20 protein-coding genes and 1 pseudogene are annotated in these 26,048 nt (G+C 75.8%); 7 read left to right on the plus strand and 14 right to left on the minus strand.

The window, feature by feature from the left end:
- The first annotated feature begins 362 nt into the window (after nt 1-362).
- Nucleotides 363-3,356, plus strand: a complete 2,994-nt coding sequence (locus tag ACZ7LB_RS01380; RefSeq protein WP_471464686.1) for a bifunctional [glutamine synthetase] adenylyltransferase/[glutamine synthetase]-adenylyl-L-tyrosine phosphorylase — start codon at nt 363-365, stop codon at nt 3,354-3,356.
- 52 nt (nt 3,357-3,408) lie between these two features.
- On the opposite strand, the gene ACZ7LB_RS01385 is transcribed toward ACZ7LB_RS01380, so the two are convergent.
- Both ACZ7LB_RS01385 and ACZ7LB_RS01390 read right to left on the minus strand, forming a co-directional pair.
- Nucleotides 3,409-4,278 (minus strand): phosphatase PAP2 family protein, encoded by an 870-nt coding sequence (locus tag ACZ7LB_RS01385; RefSeq protein ID WP_471464688.1) that lies wholly within the window; start codon nt 4,276-4,278, stop codon nt 3,409-3,411.
- Nucleotides 4,279-4,423: 145 nt separating this feature from the next.
- Nucleotides 4,424-5,458, minus strand: a complete 1,035-nt coding sequence (locus ACZ7LB_RS01390; protein WP_471464689.1) for a LacI family DNA-binding transcriptional regulator — start codon at nt 5,456-5,458, stop codon at nt 4,424-4,426.
- Nucleotides 5,459-5,836: 378 nt separating this feature from the next.
- Between ACZ7LB_RS01390 and ACZ7LB_RS01395 the strand changes: the two genes are divergently transcribed.
- From ACZ7LB_RS01395 to ACZ7LB_RS01415, 5 genes and pseudogenes are all read left to right on the plus strand, one after another.
- A complete protein-coding gene (locus ACZ7LB_RS01395; protein ID WP_471464691.1) occupies nt 5,837-7,108 on the plus strand; it encodes an extracellular solute-binding protein in 1,272 nt (423 codons plus the stop codon).
- A 258-nt stretch (nt 7,109-7,366) separates the two neighbouring features.
- Nucleotides 7,367-8,368, plus strand: a pseudogene (locus ACZ7LB_RS01400) (carbohydrate ABC transporter permease).
- A 13-nt stretch (nt 8,369-8,381) separates the two neighbouring features.
- The gene (locus tag ACZ7LB_RS01405; protein ID WP_471464693.1) at nt 8,382-9,296 is read left to right on the plus strand and encodes a sugar ABC transporter permease; all 915 of its coding nucleotides are present in this window, start codon (nt 8,382-8,384) and stop codon (nt 9,294-9,296) included.
- A gap of 137 nt (nt 9,297-9,433) precedes the next feature.
- A complete protein-coding gene (locus ACZ7LB_RS01410; RefSeq protein ID WP_471464696.1) occupies nt 9,434-11,131 on the plus strand; it encodes a glycoside hydrolase family 13 protein in 1,698 nt (565 codons plus the stop codon).
- 308 nt (nt 11,132-11,439) lie between these two features.
- Nucleotides 11,440-11,802, plus strand: a complete 363-nt coding sequence (locus ACZ7LB_RS01415) for an isomerase (RefSeq protein ID WP_471464698.1) — start codon at nt 11,440-11,442, stop codon at nt 11,800-11,802.
- On the opposite strand, the gene ACZ7LB_RS01420 is transcribed toward ACZ7LB_RS01415, so the two are convergent.
- The 8 genes from ACZ7LB_RS01420 to ACZ7LB_RS01455 form a co-directional block, all read right to left on the minus strand.
- Nucleotides 11,781-12,488 (minus strand): TetR/AcrR family transcriptional regulator, encoded by a 708-nt coding sequence (locus ACZ7LB_RS01420; RefSeq protein ID WP_471464700.1) that lies wholly within the window; start codon nt 12,486-12,488, stop codon nt 11,781-11,783. The two genes, ACZ7LB_RS01415 and ACZ7LB_RS01420, sit on opposite strands and share 22 nt — an antisense overlap.
- A 468-nt stretch (nt 12,489-12,956) precedes the next feature.
- Entirely contained in the window at nt 12,957-14,918 is a 1,962-nt protein-coding gene (locus ACZ7LB_RS01425) for a hypothetical protein (RefSeq protein ID WP_471464702.1), read from the minus strand.
- 310 nt (nt 14,919-15,228) lie between these two features.
- The gene (locus tag ACZ7LB_RS01430) at nt 15,229-15,891 is read right to left on the minus strand and encodes a LuxR C-terminal-related transcriptional regulator (protein WP_471464704.1); all 663 of its coding nucleotides are present in this window, start codon (nt 15,889-15,891) and stop codon (nt 15,229-15,231) included.
- A complete protein-coding gene (locus tag ACZ7LB_RS01435; protein ID WP_471464706.1) occupies nt 15,876-17,132 on the minus strand; it encodes a sensor histidine kinase in 1,257 nt (418 codons plus the stop codon). The genes ACZ7LB_RS01430 and ACZ7LB_RS01435 overlap by 16 nt, the downstream gene beginning before the upstream one ends.
- A gap of 69 nt (nt 17,133-17,201) precedes the next feature.
- Nucleotides 17,202-18,215 carry an SDR family oxidoreductase gene (locus tag ACZ7LB_RS01440; RefSeq protein ID WP_471464708.1) on the minus strand — a complete coding sequence of 338 codons (1,014 nt, stop codon included), beginning with the start codon at nt 18,213-18,215 and terminating at the stop codon, nt 17,202-17,204.
- 301 nt (nt 18,216-18,516) lie between these two features.
- On the minus strand, nt 18,517-19,101 hold the full coding sequence (locus ACZ7LB_RS01445; RefSeq protein WP_471464711.1) for a winged helix-turn-helix domain-containing protein: 585 nt from the start codon (nt 19,099-19,101) through the stop codon (nt 18,517-18,519).
- Nucleotides 19,102-19,618: 517 nt separating this feature from the next.
- A complete protein-coding gene (glnII, locus tag ACZ7LB_RS01450) occupies nt 19,619-20,650 on the minus strand; it encodes a glutamine synthetase (RefSeq protein WP_471464714.1) in 1,032 nt (343 codons plus the stop codon).
- A 707-nt stretch (nt 20,651-21,357) separates the two neighbouring features.
- Nucleotides 21,358-21,717: an arsenate reductase family protein gene (locus tag ACZ7LB_RS01455; protein WP_471464716.1), complete on the minus strand. Its 360-nt coding sequence runs from the start codon at nt 21,715-21,717 to the stop codon at nt 21,358-21,360.
- A gap of 404 nt (nt 21,718-22,121) precedes the next feature.
- On the opposite strand from ACZ7LB_RS01455, the gene ACZ7LB_RS01460 reads away from it, so the two are divergent.
- Nucleotides 22,122-22,454: a hypothetical protein gene (locus tag ACZ7LB_RS01460; RefSeq protein ID WP_471464718.1), complete on the plus strand. Its 333-nt coding sequence runs from the start codon at nt 22,122-22,124 to the stop codon at nt 22,452-22,454.
- 165 nt (nt 22,455-22,619) lie between these two features.
- Here the strand turns inward: ACZ7LB_RS01460 and ACZ7LB_RS01465 are convergent, their stop codons facing one another.
- The 4 genes from ACZ7LB_RS01465 to ACZ7LB_RS01480 all read right to left on the minus strand — a co-directional run bounded on the left by ACZ7LB_RS01465 (nt 22,620) and on the right by ACZ7LB_RS01480 (nt 25,877).
- Nucleotides 22,620-23,804, minus strand: coding sequence for a winged helix DNA-binding domain-containing protein (locus ACZ7LB_RS01465; RefSeq protein WP_471464720.1), 1,185 nt, complete (start codon nt 23,802-23,804; stop codon nt 22,620-22,622).
- Nucleotides 23,805-23,977: 173 nt separating this feature from the next.
- Nucleotides 23,978-24,646 (minus strand): PspA-associated protein PspAB, encoded by a 669-nt coding sequence (pspAB, locus tag ACZ7LB_RS01470; RefSeq protein ID WP_471464722.1) that lies wholly within the window; start codon nt 24,644-24,646, stop codon nt 23,978-23,980.
- A gap of 5 nt (nt 24,647-24,651) precedes the next feature.
- Nucleotides 24,652-25,563: a zinc metalloprotease HtpX gene (gene htpX, locus ACZ7LB_RS01475; protein ID WP_471464724.1), complete on the minus strand. Its 912-nt coding sequence runs from the start codon at nt 25,561-25,563 to the stop codon at nt 24,652-24,654.
- Nucleotides 25,564-25,619: 56 nt separating this feature from the next.
- Nucleotides 25,620-25,877: an SCO2583/SCO2584 N-terminal domain-containing protein gene (locus tag ACZ7LB_RS01480; protein WP_471464726.1), complete on the minus strand. Its 258-nt coding sequence runs from the start codon at nt 25,875-25,877 to the stop codon at nt 25,620-25,622.
- Nucleotides 25,878-26,048 lie beyond the last annotated feature (171 nt).

Raw genomic sequence — 26,048 nt, forward strand, 5'->3', positions numbered from 1 at the left:
CACCGGGCCGGCCCCCGTCCGTGGTGCCCCCGGAGCACTCGCGGGGCCCGGGGGCGGGCGGGGCGGCGGCCCGGGGGAGACCGGCGGCCCCGCGGCGGGCGGCCCGTCGCACCGGGGATGCGGGGAGGGGCGCGGCCGGAACGGACCCGACCCCCACGTTGCCCCGGCGCAGTGCCCCGGAGCGGTGGCCCCCGCCCGGAAGGGCCCCCGGCGGCCCGGGCCGCCGCCCGCGTACATTCGGGGGCGGGCGGCTCCGCGACGCACCCGGGCCGCCGCCGGGGGCCGGTCCGCCGCGGATCCGGGGCGCACAGCCCTTAGGCTCGGCCCGTGGGTTCGATCCGATGGTGCGGCGGGAGGCCGGAATGACGTCGCCGGGGCGCAGGAGCAGCACCTTCACCCGACTGCTGCGGCACGGCTTCACCGATCCCTCGGCCGCCGAGCGACTCCTCGACGGGGTGGACCCCGCCGTGCGCGAGGACCCCGTGCTCCTGGAGGCCCTGGGCGCCACAGCCGATCCCGACCTCGCCCTGACCGGGCTGGTGCGGCTGCTGGAGGCCCAGCCCGACGCCACCGCCCGCCAGGGGCTCCTGGACACCCTCGTCTCGGCCAAGCCGCTGCGCGACCGCCTCCTCGGGGTGCTCGGCGCCTCCGAGGCGCTGGCCGACCACCTCGCCCGGCACTCCTCCGACTGGCAGGCCCTCGTCACCTACGGGCCGCGCGACCTGCACCGCGGCATAGAGGAGTTCGAGGAGGGCCTCGCCGGGGCCACCGACCCCGTCTCGCTGCGCGTCGCCTACCGCCGCTGCCTGCTCTCCATCGCCGCCCGCGACGTCTGCGGCACCATCGACGTCGCCGAGACCGCCGCCGAACTGGCCGACCTCGCCACCGCCACCCTGCGCGCCGCGCTCGCCCTGGCCGCGGCCGCCGCCCCCGAGGACGCCGCCCGGTGCCGGCTCGCCGTGATCGCCATGGGCAAGTGCGGCGGCCACGAGCTGAACTACGTCTCCGACGTCGACGTCATCTTCGTCGCCGAGCCCGCCGGGGACACCGACGAGGCGAAGGCCATGCGCTCCGCCGCCTCGCTCGCCGCGCACATGATGCGGATCTGCTCCGAGACCACCGTCGAGGGCTCCATCTGGCCCGTGGACGCCAATCTGCGCCCCGAGGGCCGCAACGGCCCCCTCGTCCGCACCCTCAGCAGCCATCTCGCCTACTACCAGCGCTGGGCCAAGACCTGGGAGTTCCAGGCCCTGCTCAAGGCCCGCCCGGTCGCCGGCGACCCGGAGCTCGGCGCCGCGTACACCGCCGCCCTCCAGCCCCTGGTCTGGCAGGCCGCCGAGCGCGAGAACTTCGTGCCCGACGTGCAGAAGATGCGCCGCCGGGTGGTCGAGAACATCCCCGCCGCCGAGGTCGACCGCCAGCTCAAACTGGGCCCCGGCGGCCTGCGGGACGTCGAGTTCGCCGTCCAGCTCCTCCAGCTCGTCCACGGCCGCGCCGACACCTCCCTGCGCAGCGGCACCACCCTGGACGCGCTCCGCGCGCTCGCCGCCGGCGGCTACGTCGGCCGGGCGGACGCCGCCCAGCTCGACGAGGCGTACCGCTTCCTGCGCTCCATGGAGCACCGCATCCAGCTCCACCGGCTGCGCCGCACCCATCTGGTGCCCGAGGACGAGGCCGACCTGCGCCGCCTCGGCCGCTCCCTCGGCCTGCGCAACGAGCCGGTCACCACCCTGCTGCGCGCCTGGCGGCGGCACGCGGCCGTGGTCCGCCGGCTCCACGAGAAGATCTTCTACCGGCCGCTGCTCGACGCCGTGGCCCAGCTCGCGCCGGGGGAGTCCCGGCTCAGCCCGGAGGCCGCCCGGGAGCGCCTGGTCGCCCTCGGCTACGCCGACCCCGCCGTCGCCCTGCGCCATCTGGAGGCCCTGGCCTCCGGCGTCACCCGCGCCGCCGCGATCCAGCGCACCCTGCTGCCGGTGCTGCTCGGCTGGTTCGCGGACTCCGCCGACCCGGACGCCGGGCTGCTGAACTTCCGCAAGGTCTCCGACGCCCTCGGCAAGACCCCCTGGTACCTGCGGCTGCTGCGCGACGAGGGGGCCGCCGCCGAGAACCTCGCCCGGGTGCTGTCCGCCGGGCGCCTCGCCCCCGACCTGCTGATGCGGGCCCCCGAGGCGGTCGCCCTGCTCGGCGACGGCGGCGGCGGGCTGGCCCCGCGCGCCCGCGCGCAACTGGAGCAGGAGGCGCTCGCCGCCGTCCGCCGCGCCGACGGCGCCGTCCAGGCCGTCACCGCGGCCCGCGGCATGCGCCGCCGCGAGCTGTTCCGCACCGCCGCCGCCGACATCATCGCCACCTACGGCACCGAGGCCCGCCCCGCCGAGGGCGACGAGGGCACCCTGGTCGACCGGGTCGGGGACGCCGTCTCCGACCTCACCGCCGCGACCCTCGCGGGCACCCTGCGCGCCGTGGTCCGCGAGGGGTGGGGCGACACCCTGCCGGCCCGGTTCGCGATCATCGGCATGGGCCGCTTCGGCGGCCACGAGCTGGGCTACGGCTCCGACGCCGACGTCCTCTTCGTGCACGAGCCCCACGACGGCGTCGACGAGCGGGAGGCCGCCGGGGCCGCCACCCGGGTCGTCACCGAGATGCGCCGGCTGCTCCAGGTCCCCAGCGCCGACCCGCCGCTGGTCATCGACGCCGACCTGCGCCCCGAGGGCCGCACCGGGCCCCTCTCCCGCACCCTGGGCTCCTACGAGGCGTACTACCGGCGCTGGTCGCTGACCTGGGAGTCGCACGCCCTGCTGCGGGCCGAGTTCGTGGCCGGGGACGAGGAGCTGGGTCGGCGGTTCATCGCCCTGGCCGATCCGCTGCGCTACCCGGCGGGAGGGCTGCCCGAGGAGGCGGCGCGGGAGATCCGGCGGCTGAAGGCCCGGATGGAGACGGAGCGGCTGCCGCGCGGCTCCGACCCCAAGCTGCACGCCAAGCTGGGCCCGGGCGGGCTGTCCGACGTGGAGTGGACGGTGCAGCTCCTCCAGTTGCGGCACGGCCACGAGGTGCCGGAACTGCGCACCACCCGCACCCGCCGGGCCCTGGCCGCCGCGACCGGCGCCGGGCTGATCGGTGCCGAGGACGCGGCCGTCCTGGACGAGGCGTGGGTGCTGGCCACCCGGGTGCGCAACGCGGTCATGCTGGTCCGGGGCAGGGCGGGCGACACCTTCCCCTCCGACGCCCGCGAACTGGCCGCGGTGGGCCGCTACCTCGGCTACGGCTCCGGTCACGCCGGGGACATGCTCGACGCCTACCGGCGCACCACCCGGCGGGCCAGGACGGTGGTGGAATCCCTCTTCTACGGCGCGGAATAGGCCGCCGCACCCCGCCGCACCCCGTGGCGCGGCACCCCGCGCCGGGCGCGCCTCAGCGCGCGGGCACGCTCCGCCCGTCCCCGGAACGTTCCGGCAGCGGCTCCGGCACCCTGGGCAGCGCGTACGGCAGCCGCCCGTACCAGGCCGTCGCCACCGCGAACCCCGCCGCCAGGCAGAGCAGCCCGCCCACCGCGTCCAGCCAGAAGTGGTTGGCCGTCGCCACGATCACCACCAGGGTCAGCACCGGGTACAGCAGCCCCAGCACCCGCGCCCACGGCACCGAGGCCAGCGCGAACAGGGTCAGCCCGCACCACATCGACCACCCGATGTGCATCGACGGCATCGCGGCGTACTGGTTGGACATGTTCTTGAGGTCGCCGGACGCCATCGAGCCCCAGGTGTCGTGGACGAGGACGGTGTCGATGAACCCGCCCCCGTTCATCAACCGGGGCGGTGCGAGCGGATACAGGTAGTAACCGGCGAGCGCCGCGCCGGTCGTGGCGAACAGCACCAGCCGCGTGGCCCCGTACCGTCCCGGGTGGTAGCGGTAGAGCCACACCAGGACACCCAGCGTCACCACGAAGTGCAGTGTCGCGTAGTAGTAGTTCATGCCGACGATCAGCCACGTCACGGAGTTGACCGCGTGGTTCACCGACTTCTCGACGGCGATGCCGAGTTGCTGCTGGGTCTGCCAGATCCAGTCGGCGTTGCGCAGCGCCTTCCCCCGCTGTTCCGGCACGGCGTTGCGGACCATCGAGTACGTCCAGTAACTCACCGCGATCAGCAGGACCTCGAACCACAGCCGGGGCCGCCGAGGGGTGCGCATCCGCCGCAGGAGCCCCCGCTCCGACGTCCCGTCAGCGACAGGGCGCCGGGGGGCCTCGCCGAGGCCTTCCGAAGTCGTCGTGATCGCGTCGCCCATAGGTCCAGAGTCTGCCAGAAAAGCCGTCTTTCCCCGATCATCCCCCCACCGGTCCACGCGCGCACACGCAGGGCCCCGCGAACCGCCCTGCGCGGGCCCCGGAAAGGGCCGGGAAGGGGAAGAAAGGGCCTGGTCCGGCGGGTGTTCAGCCCCGTCCGCGATCACCCGGCGCCGAGGCCGTCGAACCGCGCACCACCAGTTCCGGCATGAACACGAACTCGCTGTGCGGGGCGGGTGTTCCGCCGATCTCCTCCAGCAGCGTCCGCACCGCGGCCTGCCCCATCGCCGGGACCGGCTTGCGCACGGTGGTCAGCGGCGGGTCGGTGAAGGCGATCAGCGGGGAGTCGTCGAAACCGACGACGGAGACGTCGCGGGGCACCGCCAGGCCCCGCTGCCGGGCGGCGCGTATCGCGCCCAGCGCCATCATGTCGCTCGCGCACACCACCGCCGTGCAGTCCCGCTCGATCAGCGCGCCCGCCGCCGCCTGGCCGCCCTCCAGCGTGTACAGGGAGTGCTGGATCAGTTCCTCCGCCACGGTCTCGGAATCCAGGCCGAGTTGCTCGCGCATCACGGTCAGGAACCCCTCGATCTTGCGCTGCACCGGCACGAACCGCTTCGGCCCGAGGGCCAGTCCGATCCGGGTGTGCCCCAGCGAGACGAGGTGGGTGACGGCGAGGTGCATCGCGGCCCGGTCGTCGGGGGAGATGAACGGCGCCTGCACCTTCGGGGAGAAGCCGTCGACCAGCACGAACGGCACACCCCGGGCCCGCAGCCGCTCGTAGCGCTGGGTGTCGGCGGTGGTGTCGGCGTGCAGCCCGGAGACGTAGATGATGCCGGCGACCCCCCGGTCGACCAGCATCTCGGTCAGCTCGTCCTCGGTGGAGCCGCCCGGCGTCTGGGTGGCGAGGACGGGGGTGTAGCCCTGGCGGGTCAGCGCCTGGCCGATGACCTGGGCCAGCGCCGGGAAGATGGGGTTCTCCAGCTCCGGGGTGATCAGTCCGACCAGCCCCTCGCTGCGCTGCCGCAGCCGCACGGGACGCTCGTAGCCGAGGACGTCGAGAGCGGCGAGTACGGAGTGGCGGGTGGCGGCGGCGACGCCCGGCTTCCCGTTGAGGACCCGGCTGACCGTCGCTTCGCTCACCCCCGCCTGGGCGGCGATGTCGGCAAGCCGTGTGGTCACACCGGTGGACTGTACCTGTCGGCGATCCCTTTGCACACCGACGGGCCGCCCCCCGCGGTCCGTCGGGCGCCCCGGCGCGGGCTGCTGCGTCATCGCGTTCCCTCGGAGAAGTCGTGGCAAGAGCTTGCAGAGTCTTGCACAAGCGGACCGATACCGCTCGGGCGGCGAAAGCAACCGGCTTTCCGTGATCGTTCGGAGGCCCGGCCCCGGGGTGACTTCACGGATCTCTTGCGCTTTTTTTCTGCAAGCCCTTTCGTCCGGCTTGCATCGCTGTTACGTTCACGTCGCCCGACGGCGGCAACGGCGCGGTCGGCGGCGGGCGCGGCGGACGGGCCCGCCGCCCCTGCCCGCCCGGGCCCTCACCCTCAAGGAGAACTCATGCGGCGTTGCATAGCGGCCACCGCGCTGGTGGCGTCCCTCGCCCTGGCGGCGACGGCGTGCGGCAGCGGCGACGGCGACGGTGACGGCCGGTCCGGCGGACCGGTCACCATCACCTGGTGGGACACCTCGAACGCGACCAACGAGGCCCCCGTCCACCGGTCGCTGGCCAAGGAGTTCGAGGCCGCGCACCGGGGCATCAGGGTCGACTACGTCGACGTGCCCTTCGACCAGGCGCAGAACAAGTTCGACACCGCCGCAGGCTCCAAGGGCGCCCCCGACGTGCTGCGCTCCGAGGTCGGCTGGACGCCCGCCTTCGCCGGGAAGGGCTTCTTCCCGCCCCTGGACGGGACCGAGGCCCTGGCCGACGCGGCGGAGTTCCGGCCCCGTCTGATCGAGCAGGTCATGTTCGAGGGCAGGACGTACGGCGTGCCGCTGGTCACCGACACCCTCGCGCTCGTCTGCAACAAGGACCTCTTCCGCAGGGCCGGTGCCGAGGTCCCCAGGACCTGGGACGACCTGAGGAAGGCCGCCGCCATCAAGGACGGGACCGGCGCGGACGGCTACTGGGGCTCCACCGCCGGCTACTACGGCCAGCCGTTCCTCTACGGCGAGGGCACCGACACGGTCGACGCCGCCGCGAAGCGGATCACCGTCGACTCGCCCGAGGCCAGGAAGGCGTACGGCACCTGGCTGGGCCTCTTCGACGGCAAGGGCCCGCACCGGGCCGACACCACCGCAGACGCCTGCGCCCACATCCAGGAGGCGTTCGTCAGCGGCCGGGTCGCCCCGATCCTCCAGGGCCCGTGGGAGATCACCAACTTCTGCCGGGGCAGCGCCTTCAAGGACCGCGCCAACCTCGGCATCGCCACCGTCCCGGCCGGTTCCACGGGCACGGCGGGCGCCCCGACCGGCGGCCACAACCTCTCCGTGTACGCCGGTTCGGACCGGGCGCACCAGGAGGCGTCACTCACGTTCATCGCGTTCATGACCTCGGCGAGGTCCCAGGAGACCATCGCCCTCAAGAACTCCACGCTGCCCACCCGCGACGACGCCTACACCGGGGCGGTCAGGGCCGACCCGGGCATCGCCGGCTACCAGGCGGTGCTGGCCGCCGCCCGTCCGCGCCCGGCCCTGCCCGAGTACAGCTCCCTGCGGGGGCCGATGGACGAGGCGCTGCCGCAGATCGCCGGCGGCAGGAAGAGCCTGGACAAGGGCCTCGGGGACGCCGAGGCCGCGATGGCCGGGCCGGTGCCGGACTTCGGCGGATGAGCCCGCGGCCGCCGGGCCCTGCCCCCGCCGGGCCCTGCCCCCGCCGGGCCCTGCCCCCGCCGGGCCCTGCCCCCGCCGGGCCCTGCCCCCGCCGGGCCCTGCCCCCACCGGGTCCGCCCCGCACCGGGCTCTGCCCGGCGGCCACCGTCCCCCGCCCGCCGCGCCCCCGCCCCCGCCCGCCGCCTCCCGTCCCACGCCCGCGCCGTCCCCCGGTGCCCGCCGCCCCGAACGCCCCGACGCTCCCGGAGGTGCCGAACCATGACAGTCGCCATCGACCGCGCGACCGGCAAGCGTCGCGAGGACCGCGCCCCGCGCCCCGCGCCCCGGCCGGCGTCTGCGCGAGGGGTGCCGAAGGCACCGGTACGCCTACGCCATGATCGCGCCGGTGGCCGTCGTGATCGGCGTCCTCGTGCTCTACCCGCTGGTCCACGGCTTCTGCCTGACGCTCACCGACGCCAACAGCCTCAGCACGGCGCGGACCATCGGCCCCCGCCACATCGACGCCACCTACCGGTTCGTCGGCCTGGACAACTACGCGGACATCCTGTGGGGCCCCACCGCCTACGACCGCTTCTGGTCGCACTTCGTGTGGACCATCGCCTGGACGGCGATCTGCGTCGCCCTGCACTACGGCATCGGCCTGGGCCTCGCCCGCTGCTCAACCGGAGGGTCCGCGGGCGCACCGTCTACCGGCTGCTGCCGGTCCTGCCCTGGGCCGTGTCCACCTTCGTCACCGTCTTCGGCCGGCGGTTCATGCTCGCCGACGGGGGCGTCGTCAACTCCGCCCTGGAACAGCTCCGCCTGCCGGGTCCGGCCTGGCTGGAGGAACCCTTCTGGCAGCGGTTCTCCGCCGTCATGGTCAACACCTGGTGCGGCGTGCCGTTCATGACGGTCTCGCTCCTCGGCGGCCTCCAGCCCATCGACGCGAAGCTCTACGAGGCCGCCGAGACGGACGGCGCCGGGCACCGGCAGCGGTTCCGCCACATCACCCTGCCCGGCCTGCGGCCGGTCGGCTCCACCGTCGTCCTGCTCGGCGTCATCTGGACCTTCAACCAGTTCGCCGTCATCTTCCTGCTGTTCGGCGACACCGCGCCGGACGCCCAGACCCTCGTCACCCGGGCCCACCGGCTCGGCTTCGGCCGGCAGCCGCGCGACTTCGCGCGGTCCACGGCCCACGGCATCCTGCCGCTGGCCGTCCTCGTCGTCTTCACCTCCTTCTACCGCCGCTGGCTGAACCGCGGTGAGCGGCACGCGATCTGAGGCAGGAGCCCCCATGAGCACCACGACCGCCCCGGCGTCCGCCCCGGCCCGGCGGCCCCGCACCGAACCGGAGGGCCGGACCGGCCCGCCGCGCCGGCGGGGGCCGCGCGGCCGGGCCGCGTCCGCCGCCTCCCACGGCATCCTCTCCCCGGCGAGCCTCACCGCCCTGTTCCCCGTGGCCTGGCCGGTCCACCTGTCCCTCGGCCCGGACAAGGACGACTACCTGCACCCCGGACGCATCCGGTCGAGGATGAACCTCGACAACTACGCGTTCGTGCTCCGGCACACCCACTTCCTCGACTGGCTGAAGAGCCCGCTGATCGTCTCGCTCGGCACCACCGTGCTCGGCGTGACCGTCGCCGCGACCACCGGCTACGCGGTCTCGCGGATGCGCTTCCCCGGCCACCGCAGGCTGATGTGGATCCTGCTGGGCACCCAGATGTTCCCGGTCGCCGTCCTCATCGTGCCGATGTACCAGATCCTCTCCGGCCTCGGACTGGTCGACAGCCACCTCGGCCTGGTCCTCGTCCACTGCTCGACCGCGGTGCCGTACTGCGCCTGGCTGCTCAAGGGCTACTTCGACACCATCCCGTTCGAGATCGACGAGGCCGGACGCGCCGACGGGCTCGGTCCCTTCGGCACCTTCTTCCGGCTGATCCTGCCGCTCGCCCGGCCCGGCCTCGCGGTGGCCGGCTTCTTCAGCTTCATCACCGCCTTCGGCGAGGTCGCCCTCGCCTCGACGTTCATGCTCAGCGACACCAAGTACACCTTCGCCGTGGGCCTCCAGAGCTTCGTCAGCGAGCACGACGCGCAGCGCCGGCTCATGGCGGCCACGGCGGTGCTCGTCGCGATACCCGTCGCCGCCTTCTTCCACCTCGTGCAGAGGAACCTGGTGACCGGACCCACCGCCGACGGCACCAAGGGCTGACCGCCCCACCGGCGCCCGCGCCCCCGCGGCGCGGGCGGGCGGCCTCGGTGCCCCCGGACCCCGACGTCACCGAGGCCGCCCCGGCACCGGCCCGCCACCACCGTGCCCCCCGACCGAACCCCGTACGCAAGGACGCCATGAGCCAGCAGCGCACCGCCGCCCCGGTCCCCGCCCCCGCACCGGCCCCCACCCCCGCCCGGCCCACCGCCGCACCCGGCGACTGGTGGCGGGACGCGGTGATCTACCAGATCTACCCCCGCAGCTTCGCCGACAGCGACGGTGACGGGATGGGCGACCTGGAGGGCGCCCGCACCCGCCTGCCGTACCTGCGCGACCTCGGGGTGGACGCCGTGTGGCTCAGCCCCTTCTACGCCTCCCCCCAGGCCGACGCCGGGTACGACGTCGCCGACTACCGGGCCGTCGACCCCGTGTTCGGCACCCTCGCCGACGCCGACGCGCTGATCCGCGACGCCCACGGGCTGGGCCTGCGCGTCATCGTCGACCTCGTCCCCAACCACTCCTCCGACCGGCACGAGTGGTTCCGGCGCGCCCTCGCCGAGGGCCCCGGCTCCCCCTGCCGGGACCGCTACCACTTCCGGCCCGGCAAGGGCGACCGAGGTGAACTGCCGCCCAACGACTGGGAGTCCGTCTTCGGCGGCCCCGCCTGGACCCGGGTCACCGAGCCGGACGGCGCACCGGGGGAGTGGTACCTGCACCTCTTCGCCCCCGAACAGCCCGACTTCAACTGGGAACACCCCGCCGTCGGCGACGAGTTCCGGTCCATCCTGCGGTTCTGGCTCGACAAGGGCGTCGACGGGTTCCGCGTCGACGTCGCCCACGGCATGGTGAAGGCCGAGGGCCTGCCCGACCTGGGACCGGGGGAACAGCTCAAACTGCTGGGCAGCGGCGTCATGCCCTTCTTCGACCAGGACGGCGTCCACGCCATCTACCGGCAGTGGCGGCTGATCCTCGGCGAGTACTCCGGCGAGCGGATCTTCGTCGCGGAGGCCTGGACGCCCACCGTCGAGCGGACCGCCCGCTACGTCCGCCCCGACGAACTGCACCAGGCGTTCAACTTCCAGTACCTCAGCACCCACTGGGACGCCGCCGAGCTGCGCTCCGTCATCGACCGCACCCTGGACGCCATGCGCCCGGTCGGCGCCCCGGCCACCTGGGTGCTCTCCAACCACGACGTCACCCGGCACGCCACCCGCTTCGCCAACCCGCCCGGCCTCGGCACCCAGATCCGCCTGGCCGGGAACCGCGGGCTGGGCCTGCGCCGGGCCCGCGCCGCCACCCTCCTGATGCTGGCCCTGCCCGGCTCGGCCTACGTCTACCAGGGCGAGGAACTGGGCCTGCCGGACGTCGTCGACCTGCCCGACGCGGTGCGCCAGGACCCGGCCTACTTCCGCGGCGACGGCCAGGACGGCTTCCGTGACGGCTGCCGGGTGCCCCTCCCGTGGACGCGCGGCGGCACCTCGTACGGCTTCGGCGGCGGGGGGAGCTGGCTGCCGCAGCCGGAGGGCTGGGGCGCACTGAGCGTCGAGGCGCAGACCGGCGTGCCCGGCTCCACCCTGGAGCTGTACCGGGCCGCGCTGGCCGCCCGCCGCGCCCACCCCGACCTGGGCGCGGGCGACGCCGTCCAGTGGCTCCCCGCGCCCGGGGGCGTCCTCGCGCTGCGCCGGGGCCGCTTCGTCTGCACGGCCAACACCACCCGCGAGCCGGTGGTCCTCCCCACCCCCGGACGCCTCCTCCTGGCCAGCGCCGACACCGCGGCGGCGGGACCGGAGACGGTGCTGCCCCCGGACACGACGCTCTGGTGGGACACCCCCTGACCCGGCCGCCGGGGGAACGGTTTCCGGCCGCCGCCGCCCCCGGGGCCCGCCGTCGTCCGCACGCCGACGGCGGGCCCCGGGCCGGTGCGGGGCCCGCCGGGACCGCAAGCGCTTTCCCCCGGATTCACCGTTCTTGCCGCAAGGACTGCGCGGACGGCGCCGTACCGCCCCGCCGGACGCCGCGAGGACGCCCCGCCGGCGGGCACCGAACGGTTCCGGTCGCGCCGTCACCGTGTTTGCTCCGGCCAACTCACCTGTCGCGGAGGGAAGTTAGGGTGAGCTTCGCTGTCCGGCGAACAGGAGGGCCCATGCCGCAGATCACCGTCGACTACTCCGTCGAACTCGCGGACGGTTTCGACCGCCCCGCCCTCGCGCGGGAACTGCACAGCGCCGTCACCGGAATCGCTTACGCCGGACCGGCGGTGTGCCGGACCCGCTTCCGCCCCGTCGAGGACGTCGTGGTCGGCCCCGGCGACCAGGGCCGGGGCCAGGTCCTCGTCCACGTCGGCATCGCCCTGCCGTTCGGGCGCACCGACGACGTCCAGCGCCGCCTCACCGGGGCGGTGGTGGAACTGGTGCGGCGGCGGGTGCGGACACCTCCCGGCATGGTGCTGCACGTGTCGGCCGAGTCCCGCGACCGGGAGTACTCCTACCGGGAGTCGGCGGGCTGACCCAGCAGTCCGGAGAGCCGGCCGGCCAGCTCCGCGAAGGGGCCGTCGGCCGGCTCGTCCGCCATCACGCGCCGCACCAGCACGGCCGTCCCCTCGTCCTGGACGGCGCCCACCGCCAGCAGCACGGCGAAGTCGTGCACGAGCTGCGTCTCCAGCTCGGCGCGCGGCACCCGCCGCCCCTCCAGCCAGATCAGCGCCTTCGACTCGGCCAGCGAGATCCAGGACCGCACCACCAGCTCCAGTCGCGCGGGCGGGTCGGCCACCTCCAGATGCGCCAGAACCTGCCCGTAGGCGGCCCGCCGCACGGAGTCCACCAGGGCGCCCGCCGTGGTGGAGCCCACGGCCGGACCGCCGCGCATCAGCGCGGAGAAACCGGGACCGTGCGCGTCGACGAAGTCGAGGTAGCGGCCGGTCACCCGCAGCAGCCGCGCCCCCAGCGGGCCCGTGCGCGGCTCCTCGAACCGGGACGCCAGGTCCTCCGCGGCACGCCGCAGCGCGGCCTCGTACAGGCTGAGTTTGCCGGGGAAGTAGTGGTAGACCAGCGGGCGCGAGATGCCCGCCGCCGACGCTATCTCGTCGAGGGAGACCTCATCGGGCGAGCGGCGGCCGAACAGGTCGAGGGCGACACCGATCAACTGCTCCCGGCGCTCCTCGACGCCCATCCTGCGACGCGCCCCGATAGCCATGCGCCCACCCTACCGAGCGGATCCGGACCCCGGAGGGCCCGGTCCGGCCCCGGCGCCGGCACTCCCGGCACGAGGCGCCCCCGTGGTGCGCGCGAGAGGCGCGGCGGCCTCGGCCCGCGCCGCCCGCGGCCGGACCGCGGCCCGTCCCGGTGGCCGCCCCCGCCCTCCGGCACCCGCCGTCGGCGGCCCCCCGCACCGGCCCGGCCCGCGGGAGTACGGGACCCGGCAGCGCGGGGCGCACCACCGAAGGCACCGACGGGACCGACGGGCATCGTCGGCCCGCGGGGTCGGCCCGCGCCGCGTGCCGTTCAGCGCCCTGACCGGAAGGTCTGCCCGATGGCCGGCGGCGTCCGGCGCAGTGCGTCGCAAGGCGGAGCGCCGCCCGCGTACCGGACGTACCCGGGTGGCGCGACGACGCGGTGGGGCGCCGTGACGGACGCCGCGAGCCGTCGGCCCCTTCCGGTCACGTCACCGGCCGCCCAGTCCGGTGATGGTCCCGCCACCCTCCAGCGTGCCCTTCAGCTCCGCCCGCGCGCCCTGCTCCGCCGCCGCCGTCAGCAGACCGCCCTCGGCGGAGCCGGTCACGCCGCCGCTCGCCGCGATGGACGCCACGTCCCCGCCGCCGGCCGCGAGCAGGTACCAGTGCCCGCCGGACGACTTCCACAGCACCCCCGCCAGCACCCGCGGATCGCGTTCCCCGCAGGACCGTACGTCCTCGGCGCGCGCCGTCACCGCGCCCACGGTGCCGCCCGGCGTACGGAACTGGGCCGTCACCCGTGCCCCCTCGCCCCGCCAGGTCTCCGCCCGGGTGCACACCCAGGTGCCCGCGCCGGTCCCGTCGGGCAGCGGCTGCGCCGCGAACTCCCAGGCGTTCACCGACCGCACCCCCTGCCCGCGCACCGCGCCCAGCGAGCAGGCGTACGGCGCCCAGTCGGCCAGCGCCTCCGCGCCGGAGAGGTCGCCGGGGTCGCCGGGCCGCCCGGTGGTCAGGCGGGCCGGGACCAGTTCACCGAGGTCCGTCAGCACCCGGGTGAGAGAACCACCGCCCGCCGGGGCGCCGTTGGCGTCCTCGGTCAGCGCGAGCACGTTCCAGGAGGCGCAGCCGCCGGGGGACTGCGCCGCCGGACCGGCCAGCGGCGAGGTCACCCCGTCGGCCAGCGACAGCGCGGTCGGCTCCGCCCCGGCGTCGGTCAGGTCCCGCTGCGCCGCCGACGTCACCCAGGGCGCCGTCAGATAGCGCACGTTGCCGTCGGCGCGGCCCAGCACCACCGCGTCCGCGCCGCTCGTCCCGTCGCCGTCGGCCCGCGCGAAGTCCAGCGCCGCGCCCCGGGTGTCGTCCCGCGGCTCGGCGTAGCGGACGACGCGCAGCCCGTCGTACAGGATCGCCACCCGCGCGTTGTCGACGTTCCCGGCGTAGAGCAGCCGGGGCGGGCCGGACGGGCCGCCGGTCGCGGTGCCGGGCGTCGCCGACACGGACACCGCCTCGCCGGGCCGGGCCCACACCGCGAGGGCGCGGCGCAGCAGCTCCCGGTCATCGGTGAGGTCGCCGCGGGCCGGCCACACCGAGAAGTCGGCCCGCGCGGCGGTCCGCCAGTCGTCGGCCCCGGCCCGGGTGAGGCGGCCGGGGTCGAGGGCCGCCTCGGCCGCCGGGTTGCGCGCGTAGGCCGGTGCGGCCGGGCCGTCCGGCCCCCAGCCGTCGCCGGGCAGGCCCAGCAGCGCCCCGCACACCACCAGGGCCGCCCCGGCGACCAGCGCGGCGCGGCCGTGCTGGCGGCGGCGCATCAGATCGGTCGGCCGGGCCTGCAGCGAGCAGGCGTCGAACTCCGGCGAGGACAGCAGCCGGTACCGGGCGGGCACCTCCCCGGCCTCCAGGAGCGCGTCCTCCGGGTCCGGGGCACCGGCGGCGTCCAGCAGCTCCGCCACCTCGTCGTCGGACATCCGCTCCAGACCGCGCAGCACATGGGCGGCACGGGCCGGGGCCGACAGCTCCGACAGCTCCTGGTCCAGGGCGAGTTCGTCGGCGCCGCCGGAGCGCGGGTACAGCACGAGCCCCCGCACCCGGGGCAGCAGCGGCGGGAGCTGGGACCGGCGGGGCAGGGCCCGGCGCCGCAACGGGCGGGCCGCCTCCAGCGCCGTCCGCACCACGCGCAGCCGCACCAGGGCGTACCCGGGGTCGCCGCCGCGCCCGGCCGACTGCGCGGGGATCAGCGGCGAGGTGGTGCGGTTCCGGGGCAGCGCGCGCTGGACGAGGGCGTGCGCGGTCAGGACCCGGCGGCGTCGGCCGAGACCGGGCGGCAGGATCAGATAGGCCAGCCGGACCAGTCGCGGGTAGTGCTCGACGAGCGCGGCCTCGGCCTGCTCGACGTCGACGACCGCGTCGGAGGAGGCGGAGGAGGGCGCGGGGCGCTGGGCGACATCCTGTGACTGCACGCCCAGCGCAACGAGCGACCCGCCACTTGGTCACCGCCCCGCGCGCGTCGCGGCCACCCTCCGCGCCGCCGGTGCGCAGCCCCGTGACACCTCCGCGCTGCCGGTGCGCAGCCCCGTGACACCTCCGCGCCGCCCGGTGCGCACCGCGGTGACACCTCCGCGCCGCCCGGGCGCACCGCGGCCACCCTCTCCCCGCCGCCGGTGTGCACCGCGGCCCCCTCCCCGCCGCCCCGGTGCGCGCCGCGGTCCGGGCCGCGCCGCCGCCCGGCTCCGCGTCATCTCCCGGCGCGCGGGCCCGGTCCGGCGGGCGTCAGGGGGCCGGACGCCCGTGGTCGAGGTAGGCGAGCACCGCCAGCACCCGGCGGTTGTCGTCCCCCGAGACCTCCAGGCCCAGCTTGGCGAAGATGTTCGCGGTGTGCTTCGCGACCGCCCGTTCGGTGATCACCAGCCGCCCCGCGACGGCCGTGTTGGTCCTGCCCTGCGCCATCAGCTCCAGCACCTCCCGCTCCCGGGGCGTCAGCCGCTCCAGCGGCCGGTCCGCCGCCGCCCGCCGGGCGAGGAGCTGCTGGATCACCTGCGGGTCCATCGCCGTACCGCCCGCCGCCACCCGCCGCACCGCGTCCACGAACTGCCCGGCGTCGAACACCCGGTCCTTGAGCAGGTACCCCACCCCGCCGTCGCCGTCGGCGAGCAGTTCCCGCGCGTACAGCTGCTCCACGTGCTGGGAGAGGACCAGCACCGGCAGTCCGGGCCGCAGCCGCCGGGCCTCCAGCGCGCACTGGAGGCCCTCGTCGGTGTGCGTGGGCGGCAGCCGCACGTCCACCAGGGCGACGTCCGGCCGGTGTTCGGCCAGCGCCCGGGTCAGTTCGGGGCCCGACTCCACGGCCGCCGCGATCTCGAAGCCGTGGGCCTCCAGGAGCCGTACCAGCCCGTCGCGCAGCAGGAACAGGTCTTCGGCTAGGACAACGCGCAAGGGATCTCCATGGTGACCATGGTGGGACCGCCCACGGGGGAGCTGACGGCCAGGACGCCGTCGAATGTACCGAGCCGCCGCTCCACCCCCGCCAGGCCCGAACCCGGCCCGGCCACCGCCCCGCCCCTGCCGTCGTCGGTGACGATGAGCCGCAGCATGTCCCCGGTGTGGTGGGCGTCGACCCGGATCCGGGCGGCGCCGGAGTGCTTCACCGCGTTGGTGAGGACCTCCCCGACCGCGAAGTACGCCGCCGACTCCACGGGTGCCTCCGCCCGGCCCGGCAGCTCCACCGTGACCTCGACCGGCACCGGCAGCCGCAGCGCCAACGCCCGCACCGCGTCCCCGAGTCCGCGTTCGGCGAGGACCGGCGGATGGATGCCCCGGACCAGTTCGCGCAGCTCGGTCAGGGCGTCGGCGGACGACTGCCGGGCCTGCGCCAGCAGCGTCCGGGCCCGCGCCGGGTCCGTCTCGATCAGCGTCTCGACGGTCCCCAGGTCCATGCCCATCGCGACCAGCCGGGCCTGCGCCCCGTCGTGCAGGTCCCGTTCGATGCGGCGCAGTTCGGCGGCCGAGGTGTCCACGGCGTCGCGCCGGGTCTCGGTCAGCACCCGCACCCGCTCGGCCAGTTCGCCCCGCCCCGAGCCCAGCAGGGCGGCGGTGAGCAGGAAGTGGGCGCGCAGCACCCGGGGGGCGAGCGGGAGCGCCAGCGATAGCAGCGCGGCGGCCAGGGCGGCGGCGCCCAGCGCGGACGCCTGGCCGGTGACCCGGACGAAGCCGTACCAGTAGCCGTCGGGCATCACCCGCCAGAGGCCGGCGGCGAGGGCGAAGCCCTCCAGCGGATAGAGGGGCAGCGCGAGGGCGAGCAGCGCGGTGACGAACCCGGCGGTCGCGTCGGCCGGCAGCCACCGCAGGTCCCGCCAGGTCGCCGGGTCCCCGAGCATCCCGAAGGTGCGGGCCCACGGGTTGGCGCCCGGCGGCAGCGGCCGGTAGGCCCTCGGGATCCGCACCCCGCCCCACGACGCGGCCAGCAGCCGCCGCCGGTCCGCGAAGGCACGCACCCCGGTCAGCACCCAGGGGGTGGTGACGATGCCGACGCCGACCGGGACGAGCGCGATCGACACCACCGCCAGGCAGAGGCACAGCACCGCCCCCGGCAGGCAGATCAGGGACAGGGCGAGTCCGCGCACGGACGCCGTCGCCGCCCGCCGCACCGCGCCGTACCTCGTGTCGTGGAGATCCATGGCCCCAGTCTCGACGGGCCCCGTGTCCCGCGTCACTGGTCCCCGCCCCCGGACCGGGGGTGGTGCCGGCTACACCCCCGGGACGCCCGCGGCCCCCAGGACCCGGGCCTCCGTCTCCGGGTCCAGGCCCACCGCCGGGCGGTCCGGCCGCAGCGGGGCCACGCCGCCGAGGGAGAGGAGCCAGTCCCAGGTGTCGGCGACGGTGTCGGCGACGGGTCGGCAGACCAGACCGGCGGCCAGGGCGCGGGAGACGTCCGCGCCGTGCAGCGCGTCGTGCATCGCGCCCGGCGGCACCCACACCGGCAGCCCGGTCCACGGCTCGATCCCGGCACCGGTGATCACCTCCGGTGCGGTCCAGCGGAGTCGGGCCGTGCCGCCGGTGACCCGGGCGCAGGCGTCCAGCAGGGTGCCCGTCGTGGCGTGGCCGCGGGGCGAGACGAGGGTGTACGGCCCGCTCAGCTCGCGGGTCACCGCCCCCAGCACCCAGTCGGCCAGGTCGCGGACGTCGATGTACTGCAACGGCAGATCGCGGGGGCCGGGCGCCAGGACCGGGCCGCCGCGGGCCATCCGGCCCAGCCACCAGGGCAGCCGTCCGACGTTCTCGTACGGCCCGAGGACCAGCCCCGCGCGGACCAGCACCGAGCGGTCCGCGCCGAAGGCGTCCGCGGCGGCCAGTTCGCCGCCCCGCTTGTCCCGCGCGTAGTCGAGCCGCTCCGCGTCCGCCGAGGCGCCCTCGACCAGCGGGGCGTCCTCGGTGTGACCGGCGGGCGGCGCCCAGGCGTACACCGAGCGGCTCGACACGTACACGTACCGTCCGGCGCGCCCCCGCAGCAGCCGGGCCGCGTCGCGCACCGCGCGGGGCGCCCCCGCCCAGGTGTCGACGACCGCGTCCCAGCCGCCGCCGTCGGCGGCGAGGGCGGCGAGCCCGTCCGGCCCGGTCCGGTCACCGTGCAGCGGGCGGGCGCCGGGCGGTGCCGGGTGCCGTCCGCGGTGCAGCACGGTCACCTCCCAGCCGCGCCCGAGTGCCGCCTCCACCACGGCCCGCCCCACGAACTCCGTACCGCCCAGCACCAGTAGTCGCATGCCGGACACTCTGCCGGGCCGCGGCGGCCCGGGGAACGGTGCTCTGCCGAGGGCAGAGCCGGGGCGCGGGGCCGGCGGTCCGGCGTGGGTGGCCCCGGGGTCCGGCGGGGCGAGTGGTCCGGGGGACCGGCGGTCCGGGCCGGACGCCGGGACCGTCAGCCGGGGCCGGTCCCGACTGACGGGCGGTCCGGGCGACCCGACGGCCCGGGCGACCCTCACGGTCCGGCCGGCCCGGGTGAGCCCGGCGGCCCGGACGGTCCCGTGGGGTCGACGGCTCACCGGGGGTGTTGACCCCACGGAGTCAACGGCTCACCGGAGGCGTGTACTTGTAGCCGACCCGGCGCACGGTCTGGATGGTCCGCCGGTGCTCCGCGCCCAGCTTCCGGCGCAGCCGCGCCACGTGCACGTCCACGGTGCGGCCGTCGCCGACGTGCCCGTAGCCCCACACGGTGGTGACCAGGTGGTCGCGGGTGTGCACCCGGTGGGGGTGCGCGACGAGATGGGCGAGCAGCTCGAACTCCAGGTAGGTCAGGTCGAGTTCGCGTCCGTCGACGGCGGCGGTGCGCCGCGCGGGGTCGATCCGCACCAGCGGGTCCGCCGCCCCGGTGGCGGTGGCCTCCGGCGCCGGGGTGCCCGGCAGTGTCCGGTCCCGGTCGGCGGGGACCAGCACGAGGTAGCCGACCATCGGCGGGCGCCCCGGCAGGGAGGGCAGGGTGTGCGGGGGAGCGGGCAGCCAGGTGGCGCCCGGCGGGATGAGGTCGGCCATGTCCACCACGTCGTCCCGGCCGACGGCGCGCAGCCGGTGCCGTGCGCCGGGGGAGGGGGGGCCGGGTGCGGCGGCGGAGGGATCGAGGGTGACGGTGGTCAGGGAACGGTGGGTCGCCATGGGACGTCAGCTCTTTCGCGCGAGATGTTCGTCGAGGAGGGCGACGGCCGCGAGAGGGTGGTCGGGGCGTCGCGGGGACGTACGTCGTGCGCGCCGGGCCGGGGGCCGGGGTGTGCGGCTCTAGCCGGCTCGCGCGATCGTCGCGCGGCAACACACCCGGTCGAAGTCGTGGTGCTGACGGGAAGGCCAGAAGGGCTCGAGGTCATGGCGACCCGTCGCTGCGTACTTCCGGAAGCTGGCCATGTCCTCATTGAAGCAGACGGCGGCACCGGGCAGTAGCCGCCTTCTCACTGCGTGGACAGCGCACCGGACCACTCCGTGGACACCTCGCTGTGTCAACGGCCCCTTCGGGCAGCCCTGTTGACGGTTCCCTGGCCGGTCGGGGGCCGGACGCGGGCCGGAGCGGGGCCCGGCGACGGCGCGAAGGGGCACCCTCCGGCGTGACGGAGAGCACCCCTTCGGACGGGACGCGGCGGGACGGACCCGGGAGGGGCGGCGGGAGGGCCCCGGCGGGGTATCAGACCTGGCCGGCCTTCTCCAGGGCGGCGCAGCAGGTGTCGACGATCAGCCGGGTCACCACGTACGGGTCGACGTTGGCGTTGGGGCGGCGGTCCTCGATGTACCCCTTGCCGTCCCGCTCGACCTGCCACGGGATGCGGACCGAGGCACCGCGGTCCGCGACGCCGTACGAGTACTCGTTCCACGGAGCGGTCTCGTGCAGGCCGGTGAGGCGGTCGTCGATGCCCGCGCCGTAGTTCTTGACGTGGTCCATGGGCTTGGAGCCCTCGCCGAGCGACTCGCAGGCGGTGATGATCGCCGCGTAGCCCTCGCGCATCGCCCGGGTGGAGAAGTTGGTGTGCGCGCCGGCGCCGTTCCAGTCGCCCTTGACCGGCTTGGGGTCGAGGGTGGCGGAGACGCCGAAGTCCTCGGCGGTGCGGTAGAGCAGCCAGCGGGCCACCCAGAGCTGGTCGGAGACCTCCAGCGGCGACAGCGGGCCGACCTGGAACTCCCACTGGCCGGGCATGACCTCGGCGTTGATGCCGGAGATGCCGAGACCGGCCCGCAGACAGTTGTCCAGGTGGGCCTCGACGACGTCGCGGCCGAAGATCTCGTCCGAGCCGACCCCGCAGTAGTAGCCGCCCTGCGCGGCCGGGAAGCCGCCCTCGGGGAAGCCGAGCGGGCGGGAGCCCTTGAAGAAGGTGTACTCCTGCTCGATGCCGAAGACCGGGTCCTGACCGGCGAACCGCTCGCTCACCGCGGCCAGTTCGGTGCGGGTGTTGCTCGGGTGCGGGGTGAGGTCGGTGTCCAGCACCTCGCAGAGCACCAGGAGGTCCTCGCCGCCGCGGATCGGGTCGGGGCAGGCGAAGACCGGCCGCAGCACGCAGTCCGAGGTGCGCCCGGCGGCCTGGTTGGTGGAGGACCCGTCGAAGCCCCAGAGCGGGAGGGCCTCCAGGCCGGCCGGGGAGCCCGTGATGACCTTCGTCTTGGAACGGAGCTTGGCCGTCGGCTCGGTACCGTCGATCCAGATGTACTCGGCCTTGAAGGTCACGGGGGCCACTTCCTTCGGGGGGTCTGCGGGTCGGGCGCGCTCCGCGCCCGCCGCGGCGCCGGTCGCCGCGTCCACTGCTCCGCAGCCTGCCAACGCGCGATTTCCCGGCCGTTGCCCGAATGTGAACCCCGTGTTACCCGGGCCGTGGTGTGACCGGCCTCACGACCCCCCCGGGCCGGGGACGCGCCCGGGGGGAGCCCGGGGAAGCCCCGGGAAGGACATGGAGGGGCGTGGTCCCCGTGGGTCGAGGTGCGCCCTACGGGGACCGGGCGTGCCCCTGCGGGCGCGCCCGGGCGTCCCTGACGGGGTGCGGCGCCCTTACGAGGGGAGACCGGCCCTTACGGGGTGGCTCTCCCCTACGGGGTGGGCGTCCCTCACGGGGTCGGACGTCCCTTACGGGGCGGGAGCGTCCCCTGCGGGGCGGGAGCGTCCCCTACGGGGTCGGGCGTCCCTTACGGGTCGGGCACCCCCTACGGGGCGGGAGCGTCCCCTACGGGGTCGGGCGTCCCTCACGGGTCGGGCAACCCCTCTGGGGCGGGTCGCCCATGGGCCGGGCATCCCCCACAGGGTGTGATGCCGTACGGGTCGCAGTTCCCGCCCCGCTCGGCAGGACGCACCTCCCGGTCGGGCGCGCGCCCTGCGGGGCGGGTGCCCGCTGTGCCGGGTACCCGCTGACGCAGGGCGTCCCTGCCGGGGGAGCGGCGTCCCTACCGGGACAGGGCGTCCCGTACCGCCTCGTCCGTGCGGGCGACGACGGCCGTCCCGTCCTCAGCCGTGATGATCGGCCGCTGGATCAGCCGGGGGTGCTCGCTCAGCGCGGTGACCCAGCGGTCGCGCGCCGCCTCGTCGCGGGGCCAGTCCCCCATCTCCAGTTCCTTGGCCACCGCCTCGCCCGTACGGGTGATGTGCCACGGTTCGAGCCCGAGCCGGCCGAGCACCGCGCGGATCTCGTCGGCGGTCGGCACGTCCTCCAGATAGCGGCGCACGGTGTAGTCGGCGCCCTCGGCGTCGAGCAGGCTCAGCGCGCTGCGGCACTTCGAACAGGCCGGATTGATCCAGATCTCCATGCCCATACCGTAGCCAACGGGCCCGAACGCCCACCCGGCTCCGTGCCCCGGCTCCGCGCCCCGGGGCCCCGTCCCGGAGCCCGCGCCCGGGCGGCCCGCGCCCCGTCCCCACCCCCGTCCTCACCCTGGCCCCGGACCTGCCCCGGACCTTCCCCCCGGAAGGCGCCCCGCCGCGCCTCCGGGCTCCCTCCGCGTGGCGCGCCCGCCCAGCGATGTTCGAATTATCGCGATCCCGCGCGCCCCGGGCTCGCCCTTGCGCGAGGGTGTGCCAACAGCCTTTCCTGCCAGGCCATTTGATGGTGCCGAGGGCTTCATGGATGTCAGTGGCAGGACGTAAAATATGAGGAGTGTTCGAGGGTGGCGCCGGGGTGGCCGACGGCACCCGACCGCGACAGGAGGATGCCGTGCCCGCTGCCGCACCGAAGCAGACGACGACACCCGCGCCGAAGCCCCTGCCCACCCGGTCGACCGCCCAGCGCCCCGTCCCGCTCGACCTGCCCTACCGGCCCGTGGCCAAGCACGCCCTGCCCGCCGGGCGGCCCCGCGAGTGGTACGTCACGCACAACCGACGGCTCAAGGCGATGCGCCTGGCCATCGCCCTGCTGGACTCCGGCGTCTACCTGCCCCAGCAGGCCCGCGACGCGAGGATCCGCAGCACCGCGGCGACCATCGGGGTCCACCCGCCGTCGGCCACCACCTGCCGGATGGTGCGCGTCCTCATGCGCGACCCCCGCTGAACCGGCCCGCCGGGCCGCCCGCACCCCGGGCCCCGGCGGGCCCCGCGGAGGAACCGCGCGCACCGCGCCACACCAGCCCGGCGGCCCCTTCCCCGGGTATCGGCCGGGGCCGCCGGGCACGCCGTACCCCGCCCCGGCGGCCCCGGCCGCGCGCCCGGCCCCGCCCTACGCCGACAGCTCCCGCTCCAGCGGGGTGCGGAAGCGCGGGGTGACCCGGGCGCCGCCCACCCAGGCGGCGAGCCGCTCCGCCTCCGCCGCGATCGCGGCGCGGGCCTCGCGGCCGACGCCGTCCTCGTCCAGCAGCCGCCAGACGACCTCGCCGTCGGCCCGCTGGGCCCAGCCGCCGACCACCCGGCCGTCCCACCACACCGTCGGCCCCGCGTTGCCGCTGCGGTCGAACAGCGCGGGGCGCAGCCCGGGGGCGAGGAACCAGTCCCGGTCCCGCCAGCCCATCACCGTGGGGTCCAGCGCGGGCAGCAGGGCGGCCCAGGGCGCGCCGTCCCCCTCGGCGGGGACGTCGTCACCGTCCACGACGTGTCCCGTGCCCCCGTCCAGCGACACCGGCCGCGCGGCGATCGCCGCCAGCGCCCGCCGCACCTCGGTCACCCGCCACCCCGTCCACCACTTCAGGTCGTCCTCGGTGGCCGGGCCGCAGGCCGCCAGCCACCGGCGCAGCAGCTCCGCCCGCGCGCCGTCCGGGTCCAGCCCGGGGTGCGGGGGTGCGGGGGCCCAGCGGAACTGGCCGGACGTCCACGAGCCCAGGGGCCGCCCCCGGACGACCCGGCCCTCCGCGCCCAGCACCTTCAGCAGCCTGCCGGACACGGTGTGCACGCCCTCGTAGCGCTTGCCCGCCGCGTACACGAACCGCTCCTTCAGGCGCGGCTCGTCCCGGGCCAGCTCGACGGCCGTGGCCTGGCCGCGCCGGGCCAGCGCGGCGAGCGCCGACTCCTCCACCTCCGCCAGCCAGGCCGCGTCCGGCGCCCCGGCCGCCGCCATGTCCCTGAGCAGCGCGGCCCGCTCCCGCGCGGCGACCGTGACACCGGTGGAGGCGTGCACCACGGCGGTCAGAGCGGCCGGGAACACGAACACGGTGTGCCGCATGCCGTGCATCCGCACCAGGGTGCGGTCCTCGTAGAGGGCCCGTTCCGTCTCCCCGACCGCCGTCGACGGGTCCGCCAGCCGCGCGCCGACGGCCAGGTGGACCGTCGCCGGATCGGTGCCGTGCAGCGCGACCAGCGAGGCGGCGACCTCCTCCGGGCCCCCCGCCCGAGCCGCCCCCGCCAGCCGGTGCCGCACCGCCAGCCGAGCCCGCCGCTCGGCCGTCCCGACGTACCGCAGCGTGTCACCCATCCCGGCCTCCGCCCGTCGTGCCCGCAGTGCGCCCATCCTGCCGCGCCCCACTGACAACGGGGCGCGACGGCGGCCCGGGGCCGACCAGGGACGGTAAGGGGGCCGGACGGGGGGCCGGACGGGAGGGGGCGGAGGCCGGACGGGAGGGGCGGTGGGGGCCGGACGGGGGCGGGTCACATGCCGGGCGCGCCCCAGACCGGGAACCAGCGGCCGAGGTCCTTCTCCACCGGCAGGTCGTCCCCGAGGGCCGCCCGTACGCGCAGCTCCAGCGGGTTGTCCCGCCGTTCCCGGGCCCCGGGCAGCGGGGCGAACGGATAGAAGGTGCCGCGCTTGTAGAGGTAGACCAGGGCCAGCGCCCGCCCGCCCGCGCCCCCGTCCCCGGCGGCATCCGTGCCCTCGCCGGCGCCCCCGGCCTCCCCGAGACCCTCCGGAGTCCCCACGCCGCCCGTGTCGCCCGTGTCGCGGAATCCCGCCAGGGAGCAGAGCAGCTGCGGCCCGAATCCGTTCGCCTCCAGGGTGCTGTTGACCGCGTGCAGGTCGTTGACCAGCTCCGGGAGCTCGTCGGGGGAGCGGCGGGAGACCAGCCAGGAGTAGCCGTAGGCGTCGCGGCTCAGCCCGACCGGTGTGCGGCCCGCGTCCGCGTCGAGCAGGGCGCGGACCTCGCGGTGGGTCTGCTCGAAGGCCGCGCCCTCCACCGTCGCGAAGCACACCGCTCCCTGACCGGTGGGCCGGAAGCCGGTCGCCGCCTCCAGCGTCACCGCCGCCGAGGGCAGGGCGAAGAGCCGGTCGAGATCGGGCCGTACGGGCCTGGTCCGGCCGAGCAGGACGTCCAGCAGCCCCACGGCGCTCAGTCCTCCCCGGGCTCGGCCGGACCGCCCAGTTCGGCGGAGATCCGGCCGAGCTGGTCGAGGCGCTGCTCCAGGCTCGGGTGGGTGGAGAAGAACCGGCCGACACCCGGGTCCGCGCCGAGCGCGGGGGTGAAGTAGAAGGCGTTGAACGCCTGTGCCGTGCGCAGGTCCTTGGTCGGGATGCGGGAGATCTCCCCGCTCACCTTGGTGAGCGCCGCCGCCAGGGCCGAGGGGCGGCCGGTGAGGAAGGCCGCCGCCCGGTCCGCCGCCAGCTCCCGGTACCGGGACAGGGCCCGGATCAGCAGGAAGCTGATCGCGTAGACGGCGACCGAGACGCCCATCACGGCCGCGAGGATGACCACGGTGTTCTGGTCCCGCCGCCCGAAGAGCTGGGAGTAGAAGGCGAACCGCACCATCAGCCCGGCGATCACCCCCAGGAACGACGCGACGGTGATCACGGCGACGTCCTTGTGGGCCACGTGGGACAGCTCGTGCGCGAGCACCCCCTCCAGTTCCTCGGGCTCCAGCCGCCGCAGCAGTCCGGTGGTGACGCAGACCACCGCCTTGTCCGGGTTGCGCCCGGTCGCGAACGCGTTCGGCATGTCCATGTCGGACACGGCGACCACCGGCTTCGGCATGTCCGCCATCGCCGCCAGCCGGTCGACCACGCCGTGCAGCCCGGGATACTCGTCCCGCTCCACGACCCGGCCGCGCATGGCGAAGAGGGCGATCCGGTCGGAGAACCAGAACTGCGCCGCGAACAGCAGCGCCACGATCACCACGACCAGCACCCAGGACTTCAGCAGCGCGATCAGCGCCGCGACGAACCCCACGTACAGCAGGCCGAGCAGGAACATGGTGATCCCCATGCGCACGGTCAGCCTGCGGTCGCTCCGGAAGCGGCTCGGCATCTCATCACCCCGCAGTCAGGCACTCGTCCCGCTGTCCAGTGTGCACCCGGGAGGGCTCAGTGGGGCGACCGGAGGTTCACGTACCCCAGGAGCACGACCACGGCGGCCACGCAGCCCAGCACCACGGCCGTGGACACCCACGAGGACCGCCGCCGCCCGCCCCGGTACTCCGGGTCGGCCCGGAAGGGCACGGGCTCGGGCGGGTTCTCCTTCCAGCGGGCGGCCAGCATCCGCGCCCGTGCGGAGGGCTCCTTGTGCGCGGCGCCCTCCGCCCACCTCAGATCGAACTCGGGTTCCTCGTCCCGTTCGGCCATCCCCGTGCCCTCTCCCCGTGTGATCCGATCGAACAACCGTGCAAGTAAACACGATCGTTCCCGCCGCCACCGCCTTCCGCGGCGCTTTTCGGGCGGACATCCCGCGCCCCCGTCCGCCGGGTGACGACGCCCGGCGGACGGGCACCCGGCGCGCGAACGGCGTCGAGGGCC

The organism is Streptomyces sp. NPDC107521 (assembly GCF_055598485.1).